This window comes from Dendrosporobacter sp. 1207_IL3150, from assembly GCF_036763085.1.
Classification (GTDB): domain Bacteria; phylum Bacillota; class Negativicutes; order DSM-1736; family Dendrosporobacteraceae; genus JBAIYU01.
On sequence record NZ_JBAIYU010000010.1, the window covers coordinates 19,125 to 41,136 of the forward strand.

Sequence of the window (22,012 nt, forward strand, 5' to 3'; positions counted from 1 at the left end):
ATTTGATATTCAGTTAACGCTGGATAAGACCTAATTATTCTTGCCATCCCATACTATATCCAGATACTTTTCTGGGTCAGTATTACCTTCAGTACTAACTAAAAGAATGGTTGAATCAGCATTCAGGCCAAGTGCAGACTTGGCTTTTTCGCTATCTTTATTTGTCATTAAATAATAAAGCAGTCCTAGTGTAACAGCTCCCGATTCACCTGAAATTATTCGCTGATCATTACCATTTGGATTACCTAGAACTCTCATACCCCTCGCGGCTATAGAATCAGAGCAGGACACGAAAACCTCACTGTAATCGCGTAAAAAATTCCACCCGATCGAATTCGGTTCACCGCAGGCCAGGCCAGCCATAATTGTCTTCATATCGCCACCGACATTTCTTGGCTTTCCATCGCCAGCTAGTACCGACTGATAGAAACAGTCAGCCTGATTTGATTCCACAATGGTCACCTTAGGCCGCTCATCCTTAAATAAGTCGGTTAAATACGCCTGCATCGAGCCAGCTAAAGAACCTACGCCTGCTTGCATAAATATATGGCTGGGCTTTTCTACATTAAACGTCTCAAGCTGTTCAAACGCTTCTGCTGTTAGTGTACCGTACCCCTGCATAATCCAAGTTGGAATGTCTTCATAACCGCCCCAAGCCGTGTCTTGTACAACTACCCACCCCTTTTTACAGGCCTGCTCTGCCGTCAGCCTTACTGTATCGTCATAATTAAAGTTAGTAATGGTCGCGATTGCTCCTTCATTTCTAATTGCCTGAAGCCTTTCATAAGATGACCCTTTAGGCATATAGACATTCGCCTGCTGCTTAAGCTGTTTCGCAGTCCAGGCAACCCCTCTGCCATGATTGCCGTCGGTAGTTGTCGCAAAGGTAAGATTCCCAATCAATTCTCTGATCTTAGGTGAAATCAGGACATCATATGGTAAATCACTAATATCGAACTGCAGTTTTTCGGCAATGTATCTTGCCATTGCATAAGAACCTCCTAAAACTTTAAAGGCATTTAAGCCGAAGCGCTTAGATTCATCTTTAATATAAATCCCAGCAACGCCAAGTCTCCGGGCTAAGCACGGCAAGGTATACAGTGGCGTTGGATTGTATTGAGGAAAACTTTTATGAAACTCTTGAACCTTCTTAATTTCATTTTTACTGAAAAGCGCTGTGGAAACTCCCATTTTAGCGTTTTTTATCATAGTGTTTGTTTTCCACTGGATAGCTTCAGTCATGTGTATTCCTCCTTTTAATTACAGAAAGCTCTGGCCTTGGGTGACGGCAAAGCGGAGTATCACCACTTATTAAGGCAAAATTTTCGCTTTCAGATCACACTAGAAATAACACATGCAAAACACGCGCCAGTTAAATAAGCATAGTCAGTAATTTTTTTGAGAAAAAGCCTTAATTCATCTAAATATGGCATAGTTTTTGCATCTAAAAATTGGCAATCAGCAATATTTATTATTAGAGCTTATTTACTTAATCCAAAAACCAAACAAATGCGATTATTAAAACATTAGGCATATTTATTAACTCGAGATTGAAATTACTCAAACCAACGAATTATAGGGGGAACGAAAATGGGAGATATAATGCGGCCACTGCCTTTTAGAGAAATCATTGCAAGAATGTTTCAAGAGTTTTCAGTCCAGCGTTCTATATTCTCACTGCCAGAGTCTAGTTTTTTCAGGAAAAAATCAGCTAAAACAGTAAATTTCTTTGGCGAATGCTGTGAGACTCCAGTCGGCCCTGCAGCAGGCCCACATACTCAGCTAGCCCAAAATATAATAACAGCCTATTTAGCGGGGAGCCGCTTCATGGAGTTAAAAACAGTTCAAGAACATGAACCTCCACTGGAAAAACCTTGCATTGATGCCGAGGATGAGGGCTTTAATACCGAGTGGTCATCTGAATATAAGGTAGAAAAGGCCTATGATGAATATATAAAAGCTTGGATTTTGCTGCATCTGTTGGAAGAGGTTTTTGAACTTAAAACTGGAGCTCAGCGCTCATTTATTTTTAATATGAGTGTTGGCTATAACATGCAAGGCATCAAGTCTCCTCGCATGGATAGTTATATAAATAATCTTATGGATGCTTCGAAACATCCATCGTTTAAAAACTATCTTAACGAATTATCATTAGTGTTAAAAGACGGAAGCCTACTTACTAAAAATGGTTTAGGTCATCGCCTGCCTCATGTAAAAGATTTACCTGACCGAATTTCCCCTGCTGTCTGCAAGTCAGTAACTTTATCAACAATGCACGGCTGTCCACCCGCTGAAATTGAAAAAATCTGTGCCTACTTGCTTACAGATAAAAAGCTTGAAACCTATGTAAAGCTTAACCCCACTCTGCTGTCTTATCAGACTGTTCGTCAGATATTAGATAATCTTAACTTCGACTACATACGACTTTCTGAAGAATCTTTTGCTCATGACCTGCAATATAAAGATGCCATTCCTCTTTTGACCCGACTTAAGGAGCTGGCTAAAAACAACAATCGTTTCTTTGGCGTTAAATTAACCAATACTTTAGGTACCGTCAATTTCAAAAATAGACTCCCTGGCGGCGAAATGTATATGTCTGGGCGAGCCCTTTTTCCTCTTGCCATAAACGTTGCAGCAAAGATTTGTCAGGAATTTAAAGGCGAGCTGCCCATTTCTTTCTCAGCTGGTATCAGCGAACATAATGTTGGTGAAGTCTTTTCCTCAGGTATTAAACCAATTACCTTAGCAACCGAATTATTAAAACCTGGTGGATACAACAGGTTGTCAGCGATTTCAACTAAGCTTGAAGATATGGATGGATGGGATAAGAAAGAAATTGATGTCCAAAAAGTAACTGCTTTGGCTGAAAAGTCTTTAACAGTAAACTACGCTAATAAATATTATCGCGGTACTAATAGTGTTAACATTCCAGGTAATCTGCCACTTTTCGACTGTGCCGAAGCACCCTGTAAAATTGCTTGTCCAATAAATCAAGATATTCCTGAATATATAAAGCTAGTTGCCGAAGAACGTTATGCTGAAGCATTAGCACTAATTTACGAAAAAAATGCTTTACCTTCAATTACCTCGCACATATGTGATCATGCTTGTCAATATAACTGTACCCGTATGGACTATGAGGGCTGTATATTAATAAGAGAAGTAAAGCGAATTGCTTTCAAAAAAGGCTTTGCAGAGTATAAGAAGCGATATGCCTTTCCTAACTGTAAAAACAATATCAAAGCCGCCATTATCGGGGCTGGTCCAGCAGGCTTATCCGCAGCTTTTTTCCTAGCACGCGAAGGTTTTAGCGTGACAGTTTTTGATAACAAGTCTGCAGCAGGCGGAACAGTAAGGCATATAATTCCCCGCTTCCGAATCAGCGATGAGGAAATAGATAATGATGTCAACTTCATTAAAGAGCACGGAGTGGAATTTGTCTTTAACTGTCAACCAGATATAACACCAAGTTTATTGCAGGAGCAAGGCTATAAATATGTCATTGCAGCTATTGGTGCCGGAGCTGAAAAGAGTTTTAAAGTTTTAGAAAACACACATGCTCCAAGAGTTATCTCCGCTCTTGAATTTCTTGAACAGTATAACAGCCAGCCTGATAACCTATCGCTTGGTGAGCATGTAGCTGTTATCGGAGCAGGCAATACCGCAATGGATGCCAGTCGAACCGCCCTTAGAGTTCCAGGAGTAAAAACTTCGAGTATTATTTACCGCCGTACCGAAAAAGAAATGCCAGCATATCGCGAGGAATACGAACTGGCTTTAGCCGATAATGTAAAATTCCATTTTCTCCTCAATCCTGAGTCTTTTGCAAATGATAACACCCTTATGTGCCGTATTATGAAACTTGGTCAGCCTGATTCTAGCGGCCGAAGAAAGCCAGAGGCCACAGACCAACTTCAAAATATCAAAGTTGATACCGTTATAACAGCAATCGGTGAAGATGTTAATTATAAAGAAGTTAATCGGCTTGGTTTGCAGCCGGATCAATTCAATCAATCAAATAACGTATTCTTAGTCGGTGATGCTTGCAGCGGTCCATCCTCTATTGTTAAATGTATCGCAGATGGACGTAAAGCAGCCGATGCAATCTGCTTATCAGAAAACAGTTCTTGGCAACGCAAAATCTTTACACCCAAAAAAGCAACTGCTGAACAGCATAGACAAATAGACCAGAAAAAACTCGGTCTAAGCTGGCAGTCCGATGTCCCGGTTGAGGGATGTGCCACAGTAGATACAGCTGTAGGTCAACATGAATTCCAGCGTTGTTTAGAGTGCAATTATGTCTGCAACAAATGCGTTGAGGTATGTCCCAATAGAGCTAATATAGCCATCCCAATTGAATCCTTCCGTAATCACTATCAAATTGTCCATCTTGACGCCTACTGTAATGAATGCGGAAATTGTGCTACCTTCTGTCCGTGGGATGGTAAACCATATACCGATAAGATAACTGTTTTTAGTACTAAAGCGGACTTCGACAACAGCAGTAATTATGGTTTTTTCCTTGAAGGTGACTTAGTCCAAATTAGATTCAATAAAGAAATCTATGAAATAAATTTAACTGAAACAGCTGTAAGTTCAGCATCTGACGAACTTAGAGAAATGTTATTAGTTTTAAATGAGCTTCGGACTAAGAGACCGTCTATCTTCGGTCCAGTATATGAATAGAGGTGCGATATGCTTATATTAAAAAACGCTATGATCGTTGAGTTTAGCCCGCCAGCAGTAAGAAACGGCATTGATATCGTTATTGAAGGAACTAATATCATCGAAGTTAGCCCTGGTGCAGCTGAAAAATATAAGGCTGAAACAATAATTGATTTGAAAGGTTCATTGGTGATGCCAGGTATAGTCTGCAGCCATAATCATTTTTACTCCGGTCTTGCTAGAGGTATTATGGCTAATATTAAGCCATCACCTGATTTTATCTCTATTTTGCAAAACTTATGGTGGCGGTTGGATAGGGCAATCGATGAGGAGATACTTTATTACAGCGGATTAGTATGCTCACTTGAGGCTATCCGCTGCGGAACTACAGCAGTAATTGACCACCACGCCTCTCCAGCCTATATCAAAGGCTCGCTTCGAGTTCTCAAACAGGCCTTTGAAGAAACAGGTCTGCGGGGAATAACCTGCTATGAGACTACTAACCGCAACGGCGGTATGACCGAAGTCGAAGCAGGAATTGAGGAAAATGTTGAGTTTGCCGTATTGTGCGACAAAGATAAACGTGACTCAAATAATACCCATCTCGTTGAAACGATGATTGGCGGTCACGCCCCTGTAACAATACCTGACGATGCTCTTCTGTTAATGAAGGAGGCAATTGATGAAACAGGACGCGGTATCCATATCCATGCAGCAGAAGATCGTTATGACGTATCGTACTCCCATCACGTATACGGAAAAGATGTAATACAGCGATTAGCTGATTTTGGCTTGATAAATGAGAAAGCGCTTATCGCCCATGGTGTTTTTCTTTCCGACAACGATATTGAACTTTTAAATAAAAGCGATGCCTACCTTGTACACAATGCTCGATCTAACATGAATAACAATGTAGGCTATAATACTAAAATTCCACAATATAAGAACTTCGCTCTCGGCACTGACGGCATAGGCAGCGATATGCTGGAAGAATTTAAATTTGCCTACTTTAAACATAAGGATATAGGCGGCCCGCTTTGGCCTGATAGTTATCTGCAATTTCTTTTTAGCGGTAATAACCTGCTTGAGCGTTACTTTGGTGCTAACTTTGGTAAAGTTGCTAAAGGCTATAAAGCAGATCTAACTATTTTTGACTACAACTCTCCTACTCCGCTGCTTGAGCAAAACATAGGCGGACATATTGCCTTCGGCCTCGACTCACGCGATGTCGACACCGTCATTATTAATGGTAAAGTAGTGCTAAAAAACCGCCAATTCACCTTTGACGTAAAACCGATATATGACAACGCCCGTAAAGCCGCCCAACGCCTATGGGATAAAATGGACACATAGAACAGCAAGGCGAGGAGGCGCGCTCCTCGCTTAAACTGCATTAAGAATCACTTGCTTAAGGAGTGAGTTTATGCAAATCATCGGCACAAGTGTCCCTCGTATAGATGGGCTTAGTAAAGTGTGCGGCAAAATCCAATATGTTGACGATCTTTATCTACGTGATATGCTTTACGCAAAAATTTACCGCAGTACAATAGCCAATGGGCGGGTTAAAGCTATAGACGTAAGTGAGGCTAAACGACTGCCAGGAGTTGAAGCAGTTATAACTTTTGAAGATGTTCCAGCTCATACCTTCCCCACAGCTGGTCATCCTTTTAGCCTAGACCCCACCCATCAGGATGTTGCCGACCATAGCATCTTAACTGGTCGTATCCGCTACTGGGGTGACGAAATAGCCGCAGTAGTCGCCGTAGATGAACTAACGGCCGAAAAAGCTCTTAAGCTGATTAAGGTCGAGTATGACGAATATCCCTCGGTATTAACACTATCTGATGCATTAGATGAATCGGCAGTCGAAATTCACCAGGGAAGTAATAATATTATCAAAACTACCAGTTATAAATTCGGTGAATTAGAGCAATCTTTTGTGGAATGTGATTATATTTTAGAAGGCCAATATAAAACAAGTATAGTTCAGCACTGTGCCATGGAAAACCATAGCGCGTTTGCCTACACTGACCAGAGAGGCCGAATCATAATTTACTCTTCAACCCAAATACCCCATATCTGCCGGCGCATTGTCGGTCAGGCACTTGGTATGCCCTGGGGTATGATTCGAGTTGTTAAACCTTATGTTGGTGGCGGATTTGGCAGTAAACAAGATGTAATTGTTGAACCAATTGCTGCCTTTCTTAGTACAAAAGTCGCTGGGCGTCCAGTGAAACTTGAGTTAACTCGCGAAGAAACTTTTATTGCGACCAGGACCAGACACGCGATGGAATATACTCTCAAATCAGGTGTAGCTAAAGACGGCACACTGCTAGCCCGTAAGGCGAACATTTTTTCAATAAATGGAGCATATGCATCACACGGTCATTCGATAGCCAGCAAATGCGCTGCAACCATTCGTGTGCAGTATAAGCAGCCAGCCATCGAATGCAGCGCAACAACGGTTTATGCTAACCTGCCTGCCGCTGGTGCGATGAGAGGCTATGGTATTCCACAGGTAAATTTCGCTTTAGAGTGTCATATGGATGACTTAGCTTATGAACTTGGTATTGATCCAATTGACATTCGCTTAAAAAACCTGCATGAGGCAGGGTTTGTTGACCCATTATCTGGAGTCAAAGCACACACCAACGGCGTAAGAGAATGTATCCGAAAAGGAAGAGAACTTATCAATTGGACTAACAAACGTTCTTGTTATAAAGAGCAGTCTGGTAATAAACGGCGCGGTGTAGGCATGGCCTGCTTTTATTACGGAACAGCTACGTACCCAGTAGGCCAGGAGATTGCTGGAGCAAGAATAGTGTTAAATCAAGACGGTTCTGTTCAACTGCAGATTGGCGCTACCGAAATTGGGCAAGGAAGTGACACCGTATTCGCCCAAATGGCTGCAGAAACTATCGGTATTACTTTTGATAAGGTCCATATTATTACTGAGCAGGATACCGACATTACCCCTTTTGATACCGGTTCTTATGCCTCGCGTCAAACTTATGTTTCCGGCGCCGCAGTTAAAAAAGCAGCGGAAGAAATAAAGGCAAAAATTCTTCAGCGAGCATCTTCTATGACTGATATTCCACTCCAAACGCTAGATACCGATATGGACTGGATTGTTTATAAACACAGCAGAGAGAAAATTAAACCACTGTCAGATGTAGCACTAGACAGCTACTATAACTTAAAGACTGCTGCTCCTATTACAGCTGACGTTTCTAATCTCACTCGAACTAATGCTTTTGCCTATGGCTGTACCTTTGCCGAAGTTGAGGTAGATATCTTAACCGGAAAGGTTGCTGTCATGGAGCTGTATAACATCCATGACTCAGGTAAAATCATTAACCCTCAACTCGCCGAAGGGCAAGTTCACGGCGGCGTCAGCATGGGTTTAGGTTATGCCTTATATGAACAACTGCTATTTGACTCAAAAAGCGGTAAGCCGCTAAATAATAACCTGCTCGACTACAAACTAATGACAGCGTCTGACACACCTGAGATCGGGGTCGCGTTTGTTGAAACCTATGATCCAACTGCTCCATTCGGCAATAAAGCACTCGGCGAACCGCCAGCAATCTCCCCCGCCCCCGCAATACGTAATGCAATCCTTAATGCCACAGGAGTTAAAATAAACGAAGTTCCCATGACGCCACAGCGGCTTTTCGAAGCCTTTAAAGAAGCTGGACTGATATAAAAAAATGCCTGTAGACAAATGGTCTGCAGGCATTTTTAGTTGTTTGCTAGTATATTCTCTTAGAAAGGTTAGTTTTGTACCATAAGTGGGAGGGTTATAGAATGAACATCGTTAGTGATAAAATCATCCAACGTGCAAAAGAATTAGGAGCAGATTTATGTGGGATTGCATCAATAGAACGTTTTACTGATGCTCCCTTGGGATTTCACCCTACTGATGTCCTCAAAGACTGTAAAAGCGTGATCGTACTGGCGGCACGATTTCCACTTAGCACCCTTTCAACTCCTTCGCCAGCTGCCTATACTTTTGTAAGGCACAGGCTGGTAGATAAAATTGATACAATTACATTTCAATTGTCTTCTGAACTGGAAAACATAGGAGCTTGCGCTGTACCTATTCCATCTTCCGATCCTTATGATTATTGGGATGAAACTAGAAAACACGGACAAGGCATACTTTCCTTAAAACATGCAGCAGTAAGAGCAGGTTTAGGGAAACTAGGCAAAAATACGCTGCTTATTAATGATAAATACGGAAATATGATTTGGCTGGGTGGAATCGTTATAGATATAGAGCTTGCCCCTAGTTCTTTCGCTGATTACCAAGCCTGTATTCAAGATTGCCATATATGCCTGGATGCTTGTCCTAGTAAGGCCCTGGACGGTATCACAATAATCCAGAGTAAGTGCCGCAGCATCTCAGGTAAATGTACCGATGGCGGGGGCTTTGTCTATGCCTGTAATCTGTGCCGAAAACTTTGCCCGAATCATAAGGGCATCCTATAGAAACAAGCCTGCAAATCAATCGATCTGCAGGCTTGTTTCTATAATAAATGAGTTATAATAACTGATACCTTTTTCTTAAAAACTGCAAAATTGGCTCCACTTAAAGATTTTTATTCCCGCTCATTATTAGAATTATCAAAGCCACAATTAGAGTAATAGATAGATCTCGTCTATTCTGTAATTGTAGATTGTTTAAGCTCGGGAAGAATTTGCCAACCACCTCGTTATCTTTATTTCGGATTATAAAATGGGTTGGTCTTTCAAATCTGAAGTCGAAAACTAGTAATTTATATAGATTTGAAAACAAATCACTTTCGGAAAGTTGTTTCTCTCTGGCAATTTGATACATTGTAGTACTATCTAAGTTTTTTATACTAACTAGCGAATTTATAAACTCTATGCAGCCGATATGTTCCTTGTCTTTTATTACTTTGTATGATCCATTGCCTTCAGAATAAACTTCTATAATTTTATCTTGGTAAAAAAGTCTAATATAGCTGTCTCGCCCAGAAGGTTCATGTTCTGCAATCGCAATTGTTTCTTCAACGCTATTTACTTCATATTTCATAACCGCATCAGTGCATTCTAATCTTTTAATATCGATTTCAAAAGTATCGTTTACTAATTTTTGGGTCGGTTTATTTGCCGTATTAAATATTTTATAGATTATAAAAGTTATACCCACTATTATTAGAACAGCAATATCTGTGCTATACCAGATAACATCGACAAGTCTCGGTGTATATTTGTAGCCCAAATATATTACTCCCATAATACTAGTTAGCAAAATAATGTATTTAATAACTTTAAGTCACCCCCAATTATTTCTTTTTTACCATTATTAACCTTATTTTACAACAATTTATTATTTAGATAAAAACGCCTGCAAATCAACCGATTTGCAGGCATTTCTTTATACCGAAACTGAAACAATTTTAGATTTATTAACATCGACCAGCCCTAAATCTGTCAGCTTTAACGCCGGTATTACCGGCAGGCTTAAGAAGGCTAACGTCATAACGGGATCATATTCTTCCTTCACACCCAGCGATCTTGCAATACTTTTTATAGTAGCTAATTCGGCTTCGACATCGTGAACTTCTTGGTCAGACATTAGTCCAGCTATGGGGAGAGGTAATGATTTAAGGACCTCACCATTATTTACAATGGCTACACCGCCTTGAATTCTATTAACCTCCTTAATTGCCAGCATAATGTCCTCGTCACTAGCACCAACAACGATAAGGTTATGCGAATCATGAGCTATTGTTGTTGCAATTGCTCCGCTTTTTAGCCCAAAGCCATGTACTAAACCTACTCCAACATTACCTGTATAATTATGTCTTTCTATAATGGCAATTTTTAAAATATCGTCGCGAAAGTCTGGTCTAAATTCATTGTCAATAATTCTAACAGGCAAACTTAACTCTTTAGTAATAATTTGATTTGGTATTAAACCTATGACCCTAGCATTATTAGATACTGCTGGAATTTTTAACTGATCTATGGACACCTGACCTAAGCGCATTGTATTACGCACGACCTTATCTGATGAGCTAGTTGGCGAAAATAGTGCTTTGTTATGCTCAGCAACTAGCTTACCGTCCTTAAACACAATACTTGGAGCCCAATTAACAAGGTCATCGAAGACTAAAAGATCAGCTTTATAACCAGGTGCGATTGCCCCTATATCACGCAATCCGAAATATTGAGCTGCGTTTACAGTTGCTAGCTGCAAGACTGTAGCTAGATCATAACCGGCATCAACCGCAATTTTAACCATGCTGTTAATGTGCCCTTTAGATATAAGATCTCCTGGGTGACGGTCATCGGTAACAAATAAACAGCGGCGAGCTGTATACTGATTAACTACTGGCATCAAGTCTAAAAGGTTCTTAACGGCAGAGCCTTCTCTAATCATAATGTGCATTCCAGCAGTCAGGCGATCCATCGCTTCTTGTGCAGTAACGCATTCGTGATCAGATTTTATGCCAGCTGCAGCATAGGCCATTAAATCTTCTCCAAAAATCCCAGGTGCATGACCATCAATTATTTTATTACTCGCCAGCCTAATTTTTGCTAGGATAGATTCTTCGCCTTCTAACACGCTCGGAAAGCTCATCACCTCCCCAAGTCCAAGAACTCGCGGATGATTGATAAATTCAGCCAGTTTGGCAGCATCTAGGCTGGCTCCAGAACTCTCCAAATAACTAGCCGGCACACATGATGGCAGCATAATATAAACATTCAGCGGTAAAGTTTCCGTCGATTCTAAGATGTATTTTATCCCTTCGACACCAGCAACATTGGCAATTTCATGAGGATCGGCAATAACTGTGGTAGTTCCACACGGAACTATCGCTTTAGCAAAATTCAGCGGACTTACCATTGAGCTTTCAATATGAACATGCCCGTCAATAAACCCAGGTGTGACGTACTTACCCGTTAAATCAATTTCTAGGTGGCCACGATAACTGCCGACCCCTGCAATATATCCGTCTATAACAGCAATATCGCCACAGATAAACCTTCCTGTAAATACATCAAAAACCGTTGCATTCTTTAATACTAAATCAGCTTTAAGTTTGCCTTTGGCTGCTTCAATTAAATTTTTAACAGGCTTCATCTTCATCACACCTTATCAGCGTTCTAATCAATGAAGCCGCATATAAAAGTTTGCTAAAAAAGCAAGTGAAACCAGCCACATAATTAAGCTTACATCTTTAGCACGACCAGCAATAGTCTTTATAAAGGTGTAACTGATAAAACCAAAAGCAAAGCCGTTAGCAATACTAAAGGTTAAAGGCATCATTATAATTGTCAGGAAAGCAGGTATCCCTTCTGTGAAATCAGAAAAGCTCACATGGGCTATTTCTGCCATCATCAAAGCACCAACTAGGATAAGTGCTGGCGCTGTAGCAAAGCCAGGAACAATTCCAACTAAAGGCGCAAAAACTAGTGAGATCAAAAATAGTGCTGCTACGGTCAAAGAAGTCAGCCCTGTCTTTCCTCCTTCGGCAATCCCAGCAGCGCTTTCAATATATGAAGTAACGGTCGATGTACCAAATCCAGCGCTAATTACAGTGCCAACGGCGTCGGTTGTAAGAGCTTTATCTAGATTTTGTATTTCACCTTTATCATCCATAAGCTTAGCTTTACGAGTCAGACCAATTAAGGTTCCCATATTGTCAAATAGTTCAACAATGGTAAAGGTAAAGATTATCGAGAATATACCATACTCCCAAGCACCCCTTACGTCAAGCTGCATAAAAGTTGGGCTGACATCAGGCAGTTTAAAGCTCATTATATCCCCAATACCTTTTGGCACGGGAACAACACCAAAAAGCATGCCTAAAATCGTTGTTACCAGAATACCTATTAGAATAGAACCTTTTACACTACGAGCCATTAGCGCCGCCGTAATGATTAAGCCAATAAAGGCAAGCAGCGGTTCAGGAGCTGTCAGATTACCCACACTCACAAAGGTGGCCTTGTTAGCGACAATAATACCAGAGTTTTTCAAGCCGATAAAGGCGATAAATAAGCCAATACCGACACCAATAGCACATTTGAGATTCATAGGTACGGCTTTAATAATTGCTTGCCGTATGCCGCCAAAGGTCAATATTAGAAATAGTATCCCCGAAAGAAATACAGCGCCAAGTGCAACCTGCCAAGAAAGGTGAAGAGCACCCACTACATAGTAAGCAAAAAAGGCATTAAGTCCCATTCCCGGTGCTACAGCAATAGGGAAGTTTGCCCATAAAGCCATTAATGCTGTAGCTACAGCTGTTGCATAAATAGTTGATGCTATCGCCGCTTCTTTAGGTATGCCAGCATCCGCTAAAATGTTGGGGTTAACAAAAATTATATAGGCTAGAGCAACAAACGTTGTAAGCCCAGCCAATAACTCAGTTTTTACGGTTGTTCCTTTTTCTGTTAGCTTAAATATTCTTTCCAGCGTATCTTGCTTAGCAGCCATTTCCTATCCCTCCTCAATTAAGTGGATCTCAGTGAGTCGACCGATTATAGTGTACATGCGTAATTCAACTCCCCCTTCCACAAAAATTAATCTGGAATAAAGATAGAACCTAACCATTTACCTGTTTTTCTATGAATATACTACCGTAAAGCACTAATTAGACCCGATTACTCAAACGCCGCTCCTATAATTAATGTTTGCAAATAACGTGCCATGTTTTTTTGCTTTATTCATAAGACTTAGCCCGCTGTTATTCTTAAGCAATCTCATTTTGATACGGCTGACAGAAAGGAATAACGAAATCATTTAAACCCCAAACCTTAAATCTCATTAATCTAGGGCACGAAAAGCCTAAAACATAGAAAGCCTTGTTAAAAGTTTATATAATTAAAATATATCTAAGAAATAAACTATAATCTCATATTGAGAATTTCATCAAGGATTTCTCAATTGCCCTGCTTATTAATTTAGTCTATTTTGTTCTTTATTCTTTAGATATTAAAACATTTACAGGATAGACTGGCATGATTTTTGCAGTCAAGTATATTAATGAATAACAACTAATCAGGAGGCCTTCTGTGAAAACTTTACTAATTAAAAACGCTCAAGCCATTGTTACTATGGACGATTTCAACACAGTACTCGAAAACACAAATATATTTATTGAAAACAATGTTATTACCTATATAGGAGAAAAAGAATTTGCGGCTGACGAAATAATTGACGCCTCTCACCATTACGTTTATCCAGGGCTTGTTAATACACATCACCATCTTTACCAGACCTTCACCCGCAATTTACCGCAAGTGCAAAAACTAGAGCTCTTTGATTGGCTTACAACTTTATATGAGATATGGCGTGGCATAACACCCGAAGTTGTCTATTATAGTTCGCTGACAGGAATGGGTGAACTCCTCAAATATGGCTGTACTACTTGCTTTGACCACCATTACGTTTTTCCGAGCAGTTTTGCTGGTGAATTAATCGATAGGCAGTTTGCCGCTGCAGCTGAGCTAGGCATTCGCTTTCATGCTTCACGAGGTAGTATGTCTAGAGGAAAAAACGACGGCGGACTCCCTCCCAATGATTTAGTACAGTCAGTTGACCAGATTCTAGATGACAGTCTGCGGTTAGTCGAGAAATATCATAATCCTGATAGCTTCTCAATGCAGCAAGTAGTTTTAGCACCTTGTTCCCCCTTCAGCGTTACCAGTGATTTAATGGTTAAAACCGCCGAATTGGCCAGACAAAAAAACGTCCGATTACACACCCACCTGGCGGAAACTAAAGATGAAGAAGACTATTGTATTGAAAAGTTTGGCATGAGACCGCTTGCGTATATGGAGAGCTTAGGCTGGATAGGCCCAGATGTCTGGTATGCTCATGGTATCCATTTTACCGATGACGAACTGAAAAAGCTGGCAGAAACACAGACTGGTGTTGCTCATTGCCCAGTCTCAAATCAAAAGCTCTCCTCTGGTATAGCCCAGATTCCGCGCATGCTGGAATTAGGTGTTCCTGTTGGCTTAGCAGTTGACGGCAGTGCAAGCAACGACTGCTCAAATCTCCTGGCAGAACTGCGTGTAGCTTATTTGCTGCATAGACTTAACTCGAGCGAAAGTTCACCTGAAGGCAATGCGATACTGCGATTAGCCACAAGAGGCGGAGCTAAGTTGCTGGGGCGTGACGATATCGGCAGCATTGAATTAGGAAAAGCCGCTGATTTATTTCTAATCGATATTAATCGTGTCGAGTATGTAGGTACCCAGTTTGATCCTCAATCATTACTGGCAACAGTCGGGGTGAACCGTCCTACAGCTTATACAATTGTAAACGGAAGAGTTGTGTCAAAAGCCGGAGAGCTTTGTTTGGTTGACGAACACGCCGTTGTCCAGGAGGCTAATAGGCAGGTAACTCATTTACTTAAAAGACTTTAGTTTTTTGAAGGCAACCTGGTTATAGGTTTTTAACATAAACTGCTCTAACAAGGCGGGGTGAAAACATGTCCAAAATCGGGACCAATTCTTTGAGAGTGGATGCTAATAGTAAAGTTCGCGGTAAAACCCAGTATGTAGATGATATCTTTATTAGAAATATGCTGCACGCTAAAATTTTACGAAGCTCCATTGCTCACGGCCGAGTAAAGCATATTGATACCTCAAAAGCCCTTAAACTTCCAGGAGTAGAATTAATACTAACATATGAAGATGTTCCTAAGCACACTTTTCCGACAGCTGGTCATCCCTACGCGCTTGACGCTAGCCACCGCGATGTCTCCGACCGTAATATTCTAACAGGACATATTCGTTATTGGGGTGACGAAATTGCCGCAGTTGCCGCAGTTGACGAGCATACAGCTGAAAAAGCACTCGCACTTATTGAGGTTGAGTACGAAGAGTATATTCCTATTCTTCAAGCTGAAGCGGCGCTGCAGAAAGATGCAGTTGAAATTCATGAGGGTACTGGTAATATAATTGGCTGCCACGAATATAACTCTGGCGAAATGGAGCAAGCTCTTGCCTCAGCCGATTTTATTTTTGAGCAAGAATATAACACAAGTATTGTTCAGCATTGTGCTATGGAAAACCACAGCGCCTTTGCTTATATAGTTTCCAACGATAGAATTATTATCTATTCTTCTACCCAGATTCCTCATATTTGCAGGCGGATAGTCGGTCAAGCATTGGGACTGCCGTGGGGGCGGATACGGGTGGTTAAACCTTATATCGGTGGTGGTTTTGGCAGTAAACAGGATGTAGTTGTTGAACCGCTGGCTGCGATCTTAAGCTTAAAGCTGCAAGGTCGCCCTGTTAAGGTTGAACTTTCCCGCGAAGAAACTTTTATTGCTACGAGAACAAGACATGCCATAAAATCACTCCTTAAGTCTGGAGTGACTAGCGAAGGACTCTTTACAGCCAGATCGGGCAGCATTATATCAACCAACGGTGCCTACGCCTCTCATGGTCATTCAATTGCCGGAAAGTGCGGTGATACTTTCTGCGTGCAATATACTCAAAGAGCAATTCACTTTGATGCAGTTACCGTCTATACCAATCTCCCTACAGCTGGAGCCATGCGGGCTTATGGCGGCCCTCAAATGCTTTTTGCTATGGAATGTCATATGGATGACCTTGCAAAAAAGCTTGGGCTTGATGGTATAGAGTTCAGACTAAGAAACCTGCCTGAGCCTGGCTTTACAAATGAACTGGCAGGAATTACTGACTATAGCAATGGTCTTAGAGAATGTGCAGCAAAAGGAAAACAGTTAATTGGCTGGGATGAAAAAAAAGCCCGTTACTTCGGGCAGACAGGATCAATGCGCCGTGGTCTAGGTACAGCATTTTTCCACTATCCGGCTGGAACCTATCCTCATGGTCAGGAACTAGCATCTGCACGCATCATCGTCAACCAGGACGGTTCGGTTCAACTGCAAGTTGGCGCTACCGAAATCGGCCAAGGCAGCGATACCGTATTTGCCCAAATGGCCGCCGAAACCATAGGCATACCACTAAATAATGTACATATTATCAGCGAGCAAGACACTGATGTGACTCCGTTCGATACAGGATCTTACGCCTCACGCCAATCTTATGTATCGGGAATGGCCGTAAAAAAAGCAGCACTTGAAGTTAAAGCTAAGCTGCTCGAGCGCTGCTGTATTATGACTAATCTCCCTATTCACTCACTAGATACAGCCGATGGTTGGGTAGTATTTAAACACAATCAAGAGAAACTGCTGCCTATTGCAGATGTTGCACTAGACAGCTACTATAACCTCAAGACGGCCGCACCGATTACTGCTGATATTTCGCACAATACGCGGATTACTACCATTTCATATGGATGTACCTTTGTAGAAGTTGAGGTAGATATCCTTACAGGCAAGGTTGCAATAATCGAACTATATAATATTCACGACTCAGGCAAAATTATAAATCACATCCTCGCCCAAGGCCAAGTCCACGGAGGTGTCAGCATGGGATTAGGCTACGCACTGTATGAACAGCTGCTTTTTGATACTAAATCAGGTAAGCCGCTTAATAATAACCTGCTGGATTATAAACTTATGACTGCTACTGACACACCTGAGATAGAGGCGTTATTTGTTGAAACGTTCGATCCTACTGCCCCTTATGGCAACAAACCACTTGGTGAACCTCCGGCGATAGGCCCTGCTCCTGCCATTCGCAATGCAATTCTCGACGCAACAGGAGTACATATTAATGAATTACCCCTCACCCCGCAACGTCTATTTGAAAAATTCGTACAATCAGGCTTAATTAGAATGGAGGCTCGTGAAAATGTTTGATATAGCCTGTTATGAAGAAGCCCAGTCTGTTGAGCATGCTATAGAGCTTATGCTGGCAAAGCCCAAAGCCAGACTTATTGCTGGAGGAACTGACTTACTTCTGCACATACGTGAAGGCAAACTTCCTGACGCAGAGCTTATAAGCCTCCACGACCTGACTGAGCTTAAAGGTATCGAGTTGGAGCAAGACGGCACAATAGTAATTAAACCGGTTACCACTTTTAGCGAAGTTTCATCCCATCCACTTATTAAACAGCATCTGCCCTTTCTTGGTGAAGCCGTCGACACTGTAGGCGGTCCGCAAACTCGCCATGCCGGAACGATAGGTGGTAATATCTGCAATGGAGCAACTTCTGCTGACAGTGCTTCTACTCTTTTTGCTCTTAATGCACAGCTCCAGATTGCCGGTCCGTCAGGTATTAGGGTAAGCTCTATCTTGGATTTTTACAAAGGTCCGGGCAAGGTTAATTTGGCTGCTGGTGAAATCCTGACGGCTATCAGAATATCTTCAGAAAACTATCGCGGCTTCGGCGGACATTATATAAAATTCGCAATGCGTAATGCAATGGATATAGCAACATTAGGCTGTTCGGTTATTTGCAAAGTGAGGGACGGCAATATTATAGATGATTTTCGTTTAGCCTTAGGCGTAGCTGCACCGACCCCCATGCGCTGTTTTAAATCTGAATCAGCTGTCAATGGGCAGCCTTTCAGCGAGGAGCTATTATTAAAAACTGGCCAACTAGCAATAACGGAAGTTAACCCGCGTACATCTTGGCGTGCATCTAAAGAGTATCGATTGAAATTAGTAGAGGAATTGAGTAAACGAGCCTTCCGAGAAGCTTACCAAAAAGCAGGGGGATTGTAAGATGCAAACAAAAAAAATAACTTTTACTGTAAATGGGCGCGAAGTAACCTTGGAGGTTGATATTCGAGAATCACTCCTAGAAACGCTCAGAAATAGACTACAGCTAATCGGCACTAAAAAAGGCTGCGGAGTTGGCGAATGTGGAGCATGTACTGTGCTAATAGATGGCGAAACAATTGACACCTGCATCTATCTCGCCGTCTGGGCAGATGGCAAAGAAATCCGAACTATTGAAGGCGAAGCAGTTGATGGCAAGCTGTCCAAAGCTCAGCAGGCAATGCTGGATGAAGGAGCGGTACAATGTGGCTTTTGCACTCCAGGTTTTGTAATGTCGATCACCTCGATGGTTGAAAGCGGAAAGCAGTATACCCGCGAAGAAATAAAAAAGGAAATCTCCGGTAATATGTGCCGATGCACAGGCTATCAGAATATCGTAAATGCCGCTGAGCGAGCTTTGAAGTAGTAGCTGCAAAAAACAAAACCAACTCCGCCTGAAAGCTGAGTTGGTTTTTGTTTTTTACATTCTGAATGTTTTAATGGCTCCTTGGAGTTGTTCTGCCATTTGAGCTAAACTTTGGCTTGATGCTGCAATTTCTTCAAGCGCGGCAGATTGCTCTTCCGTTGAAGCTGAAACGGTCTGCGTCTGACCAGCAGTGTTTTTACTAACTGTCTCTATAGTTTTTACTGCGGTTACGATCCGCAGACTATCCTCCGAAATGTTCTTAATAGCTGCTGTTACATCGGCAATTTGCTCAGAAGTCCGCTCAATCTCCGTTGAGATACGTGAAAATGCTTCACCTGCCTTGTTCACAATCACTGTACCGTTCTTAGTCTCTTGAGTTCCCTGAACCATTGATTCAACTGCTTTTTCGGTTTCAGCTTGCACTTCGCTAATCAAATTAGTTATTTGATCGGCGGCTGCTTCAGCCTGTTCTGCTAGTTTTCGGACTTCCTCTGCTACGACTGAAAAGCCGCGTCCATGCTCACCAGCTCTTGCCGCCTCAATTGCAGCATTTAAAGCTAGTAGATTGGTTTGCCCCGCAATATTTGTAATTGTGCCTACGATTTGCCCAATTTTGACGGAACGTTCATTCAATTTAGCAATTACTTGAGCAGAATCCGCGACCGAATGCTCTATTATATTCATTTGACGGACTGCATTTTGGATTGCCTGTCCTCCTGAATTTGCAGCTATAGCAGTTTCATTAGATGCCGCCATCATCGACTGCGCGCTTAACGAAATCTTACTTATCCCAATAGACATATTAGCTACAACTGCTGATGTTTCGGCTATAGCGTTAGCCTGTTCACGCGCTCCATCGGATACTTCCGTTATAATCGCAGCTACTTCATTAACCGCTGTTGCCGATTCGTCAGCACTTGCAGTTAACTGCTGTGCCGATGCGGCGACTGTATCGGCCGAATCAGATGTATTATTAATAAATACACGGATTTGCTCTGTAACCTTATTTAATGAGTTTGCTAAATCGCCAAACTCATCTTTTGTATTTATATCAATAGCTTTAATAGATACATTTCCATTGCTATCTGTTTGAATGCTGTTTTGAATTAATCCTAACTGGCTTGTCATAGATCTAATAATAATAACTCCGATTAATGCACACATTCCTAATCCACAAAGCAAGGTAACAAGAAATATTAACTGCATTTTTTGGTATGCGGCTTGCGCATTTGAATACTCCTGTTGCGCGATACTAAGCTGAAGTTCAACAAGTTCTGAAACTTTTGCTGAAATTGGATCAATATTTTGATACAATTCATTAACCGTATAGCTAGCTAAAGCCTCTTTGTCCTGTTTTTGTAATATTCCTTCCAACTTAACTAATGAGGAATTTGCCTTATTCATCTCTTGCTCTGTTTCGTCTACCAACTTGTTTTCCTGCGGAACTAAATAGGTTGAGGTATACTGCCGCCACTCATTATCTATAGTGCTCTTAGCCTCATTATACTGTTTCATAGCTTCCTGCCAGGATATATTTCCATTTCTAGCCTTATGAGATGCGTCAACAATGTTAACAGCATACATATCTGCAACAACCTTTAGCTGCTTAAGACATACTACTCTATCTTCATAAACAGTACGTAGACTATCATTAGAACTTCTAACACCTATTAAACCAACGAAACCGACTATTATTGCTAGCAATGCGGCTACTGACATAAGTAAAATAAGCTTACTTTTGACCTTTAAATCGTATAGTATTTGCATTATGAACTTCTCCCTATGTAACCGTTTTTTAAGATTATATCATTTTAAAAAACAGTCTATCAAGATAATAATTATATTTTAAGAATCCATATCTGGCGTAATAAGTTATTCTTCATCATTAAAATAAACCTTGTAAAAATACATACCCTTTTGCTCATCAAAGCCTCGTTCAATAAATTCATCGGCAGTAACTTCAGCGGCAGCGGTTTTTATTCTTATCTCAATTTCGGTATCTAATTTGATTAGATTATTAAACTTACGTCTAACTGTTTTAACGGCTGGTCCTGATATGCTAAAACTTTCAGCCTGATCAATTCCCTGATTTATATCATATAGCTGCTTGTGTTCTTTAAATTGTTCAATAAGCTCCGGCTTTTTTACAACATTATGAGCAAAATCTTCAAGATTGAATTCATTATTATTACTAAAATAAGAAATTGCTTCATTCATAAATACTACCCGATCTTTCTTATCAGCCTGATAAACTGGCCCGTAGATGGTATCGGCAAAGTCCTGGCACATATCCAAGCAGTTTTTGGTATGAAAGTAATTATTCTGTACATCAGATAGGCGGAGAAATTCTTCCTTCCAATATAAAGCTTCATTATTTCCACCTTTATTTACGTTATCCACTATTGCAACTCTAAAGCCGTCTACTGATTCTGAGTTGAAAATAATACAGCCTTTATCTAATTTTTTAATATTAATGCCTATATCTGATCCGACACTGAATGAGTTTCGGCTATTTGCAATCTTTAGGTAATTTTCTTTTCTTTCAGTCTTAAAGATTCCAATTGCATCAGTTTGCTGCTCATTTATAACACATCCACTGAAATAAACTACATAAAATTCCCCTCCCTTTATCTGCGGGTGTGAGGACTTTTCATAGAGATGTTTTAACATATTTATTGATTGGCTATAAAAGGTATCGGGGCTAATAAAAGCTTGGGCCGCATACATATATATTTCATTTAGATGGATATCTGTTTCGTGAAAAAACTTATATAAAACCTTTTCGCGGAAAGACGACAAAAAATATTTCATAAGCAGTTCTTCGACATCACCGTCTGTAATTTGGTATAATTCCGGAGAAATTACAATTCCCTCGTCTTTTAACTTATTACCTACCTTATGAATGACTAACTGCTCCATTTTCAGCTTTGATACATCAAACATCGGTTACTCCCTTTCTTGTACAACCATAATTCTTACACTAACTCCCAAAGTTATATTGTAACAGATGCAGGCTGTAGTGTGGAGTAAATTCTAAAAATAAGAAAGGAGAAGGTTTCCCTTCTCCTTTCTGAAACAGCACATCCTTATAGCATTTTGATATATGGCACTCTTGAAAAACCTCACTCAAACGAACCTGATCATAATTTTAGTCGGGACGGCTCACAAATTTTACTTACATAAACAATCTTGTCACTACTTACTTACTTACTTACTTACTTACTTACTTACTTA

14 protein-coding genes are annotated in these 22,012 nt (G+C 40.9%); 8 read left to right on the forward strand and 6 right to left on the reverse strand.

Going from position 1 to position 22,012, the window contains the following annotated elements; translation table 11 throughout:
• Positions 1-30 precede the first annotated feature (30 nt).
• Entirely contained in the window at positions 31-1,242 is a 1,212-nt protein-coding gene (gene dpaL / locus V6C17_RS03595) for a diaminopropionate ammonia-lyase (protein ID WP_333521174.1), read from the reverse strand.
• 348 nt (positions 1,243-1,590) lie between these two features.
• Between dpaL and ygfK the strand changes: the two genes are divergently transcribed.
• The 4 genes from ygfK to V6C17_RS03615 all read left to right on the forward strand — a co-directional run bounded on the left by ygfK (position 1,591) and on the right by V6C17_RS03615 (position 9,156).
• Positions 1,591-4,686: a putative selenate reductase subunit YgfK gene (gene ygfK / locus V6C17_RS03600; RefSeq protein ID WP_333521175.1), complete on the forward strand. Its 3,096-nt coding sequence runs from the start codon at positions 1,591-1,593 to the stop codon at positions 4,684-4,686.
• A gap of 9 nt (positions 4,687-4,695) precedes the next feature.
• Positions 4,696-6,018: a putative aminohydrolase SsnA gene (gene ssnA, locus V6C17_RS03605; RefSeq protein ID WP_333521176.1), complete on the forward strand. Its 1,323-nt coding sequence runs from the start codon at positions 4,696-4,698 to the stop codon at positions 6,016-6,018.
• Positions 6,019-6,088: 70 nt separating this feature from the next.
• Positions 6,089-8,371: a xanthine dehydrogenase subunit XdhA gene (gene xdhA / locus V6C17_RS03610; RefSeq protein WP_333521177.1), complete on the forward strand. Its 2,283-nt coding sequence runs from the start codon at positions 6,089-6,091 to the stop codon at positions 8,369-8,371.
• A 101-nt stretch (positions 8,372-8,472) separates the two neighbouring features.
• On the forward strand, positions 8,473-9,156 hold the full coding sequence (locus V6C17_RS03615; RefSeq protein ID WP_333521178.1) for a hypothetical protein: 684 nt from the start codon (positions 8,473-8,475) through the stop codon (positions 9,154-9,156).
• Positions 9,157-9,256: 100 nt separating this feature from the next.
• Here the strand turns inward: V6C17_RS03615 and V6C17_RS03620 are convergent, their stop codons facing one another.
• The 3 genes from V6C17_RS03620 to V6C17_RS03630 form a co-directional block, all read right to left on the reverse strand.
• Complete coding sequence (locus tag V6C17_RS03620) at positions 9,257-9,913, reverse strand: hypothetical protein (RefSeq protein ID WP_333521179.1); 657 nt, start codon at positions 9,911-9,913, stop codon at positions 9,257-9,259.
• A gap of 156 nt (positions 9,914-10,069) precedes the next feature.
• Positions 10,070-11,782 (reverse strand): adenine deaminase, encoded by a 1,713-nt coding sequence (ade, locus tag V6C17_RS03625; RefSeq protein ID WP_333521180.1) that lies wholly within the window; start codon positions 11,780-11,782, stop codon positions 10,070-10,072.
• 27 nt (positions 11,783-11,809) lie between these two features.
• A complete protein-coding gene (locus tag V6C17_RS03630; protein WP_333521181.1) occupies positions 11,810-13,138 on the reverse strand; it encodes an NCS2 family permease in 1,329 nt (442 codons plus the stop codon).
• A gap of 578 nt (positions 13,139-13,716) precedes the next feature.
• Between V6C17_RS03630 and V6C17_RS03635 the strand changes: the two genes are divergently transcribed.
• The 4 genes from V6C17_RS03635 (at position 13,717) to xdhC (ending at position 18,778) form a co-directional block, all read left to right on the forward strand.
• On the forward strand, positions 13,717-15,075 hold the full coding sequence (locus tag V6C17_RS03635; RefSeq protein ID WP_333521182.1) for an 8-oxoguanine deaminase: 1,359 nt from the start codon (positions 13,717-13,719) through the stop codon (positions 15,073-15,075).
• A 65-nt stretch (positions 15,076-15,140) separates the two neighbouring features.
• Entirely contained in the window at positions 15,141-17,447 is a 2,307-nt protein-coding gene (xdhA, locus tag V6C17_RS03640; RefSeq protein WP_333521183.1) for a xanthine dehydrogenase subunit XdhA, read from the forward strand.
• Positions 17,440-18,315 (forward strand): xanthine dehydrogenase subunit XdhB, encoded by an 876-nt coding sequence (gene xdhB, locus V6C17_RS03645; RefSeq protein WP_333521184.1) that lies wholly within the window; start codon positions 17,440-17,442, stop codon positions 18,313-18,315. Before xdhA (V6C17_RS03640) ends, xdhB begins: the two co-directional genes overlap by 8 nt.
• A gap of 1 nt (position 18,316) precedes the next feature.
• Entirely contained in the window at positions 18,317-18,778 is a 462-nt protein-coding gene (gene xdhC, locus V6C17_RS03650; protein WP_333521185.1) for a xanthine dehydrogenase subunit XdhC, read from the forward strand.
• A 54-nt stretch (positions 18,779-18,832) separates the two neighbouring features.
• Here the strand turns inward: xdhC and V6C17_RS03655 are convergent, their stop codons facing one another.
• Entirely contained in the window at positions 18,833-20,545 is a 1,713-nt protein-coding gene (locus tag V6C17_RS03655; protein WP_333521186.1) for a methyl-accepting chemotaxis protein, read from the reverse strand.
• Between the two features lie 105 nt (positions 20,546-20,650).
• Positions 20,651-21,721 (reverse strand): nucleoid-associated protein, encoded by a 1,071-nt coding sequence (locus tag V6C17_RS03660; RefSeq protein WP_333521187.1) that lies wholly within the window; start codon positions 21,719-21,721, stop codon positions 20,651-20,653.
• Positions 21,722-22,012: the final 291 nt, after the last annotated feature.

What these genes read in the sequence shown, in the direction of transcription:
- dpaL (WP_333521174.1), bottom strand. Translation starts at nt 1,242, where the DNA reads ATGACTGAAGCTATCCAGTGGAAAACAAACACTATGATAAAAAACGCT.
- ygfK (WP_333521175.1), top strand. Translation starts at nt 1,591, where the DNA reads ATGGGAGATATAATGCGGCCACTGCCTTTTAGAGAAATCATTGCAAGA.
- ssnA (WP_333521176.1), top strand. Translation starts at nt 4,696, where the DNA reads ATGCTTATATTAAAAAACGCTATGATCGTTGAGTTTAGCCCGCCAGCA.
- xdhA (WP_333521177.1), top strand. Translation starts at nt 6,089, where the DNA reads ATGCAAATCATCGGCACAAGTGTCCCTCGTATAGATGGGCTTAGTAAA.
- V6C17_RS03615 (WP_333521178.1), top strand. Translation starts at nt 8,473, where the DNA reads ATGAACATCGTTAGTGATAAAATCATCCAACGTGCAAAAGAATTAGGA.
- ade (WP_333521180.1), bottom strand. Translation starts at nt 11,782, where the DNA reads ATGAAGCCTGTTAAAAATTTAATTGAAGCAGCCAAAGGCAAACTTAAA.
- V6C17_RS03630 (WP_333521181.1), bottom strand. Translation starts at nt 13,138, where the DNA reads ATGGCTGCTAAGCAAGATACGCTGGAAAGAATATTTAAGCTAACAGAA.
- xdhA (WP_333521183.1), top strand. Translation starts at nt 15,141, where the DNA reads ATGTCCAAAATCGGGACCAATTCTTTGAGAGTGGATGCTAATAGTAAA.
- xdhB (WP_333521184.1), top strand. Translation starts at nt 17,440, where the DNA reads ATGTTTGATATAGCCTGTTATGAAGAAGCCCAGTCTGTTGAGCATGCT.
- xdhC (WP_333521185.1), top strand. Translation starts at nt 18,317, where the DNA reads ATGCAAACAAAAAAAATAACTTTTACTGTAAATGGGCGCGAAGTAACC.
- V6C17_RS03655 (WP_333521186.1), bottom strand. Translation starts at nt 20,545, where the DNA reads ATGCAAATACTATACGATTTAAAGGTCAAAAGTAAGCTTATTTTACTT.
- V6C17_RS03660 (WP_333521187.1), bottom strand. Translation starts at nt 21,721, where the DNA reads ATGTTTGATGTATCAAAGCTGAAAATGGAGCAGTTAGTCATTCATAAG.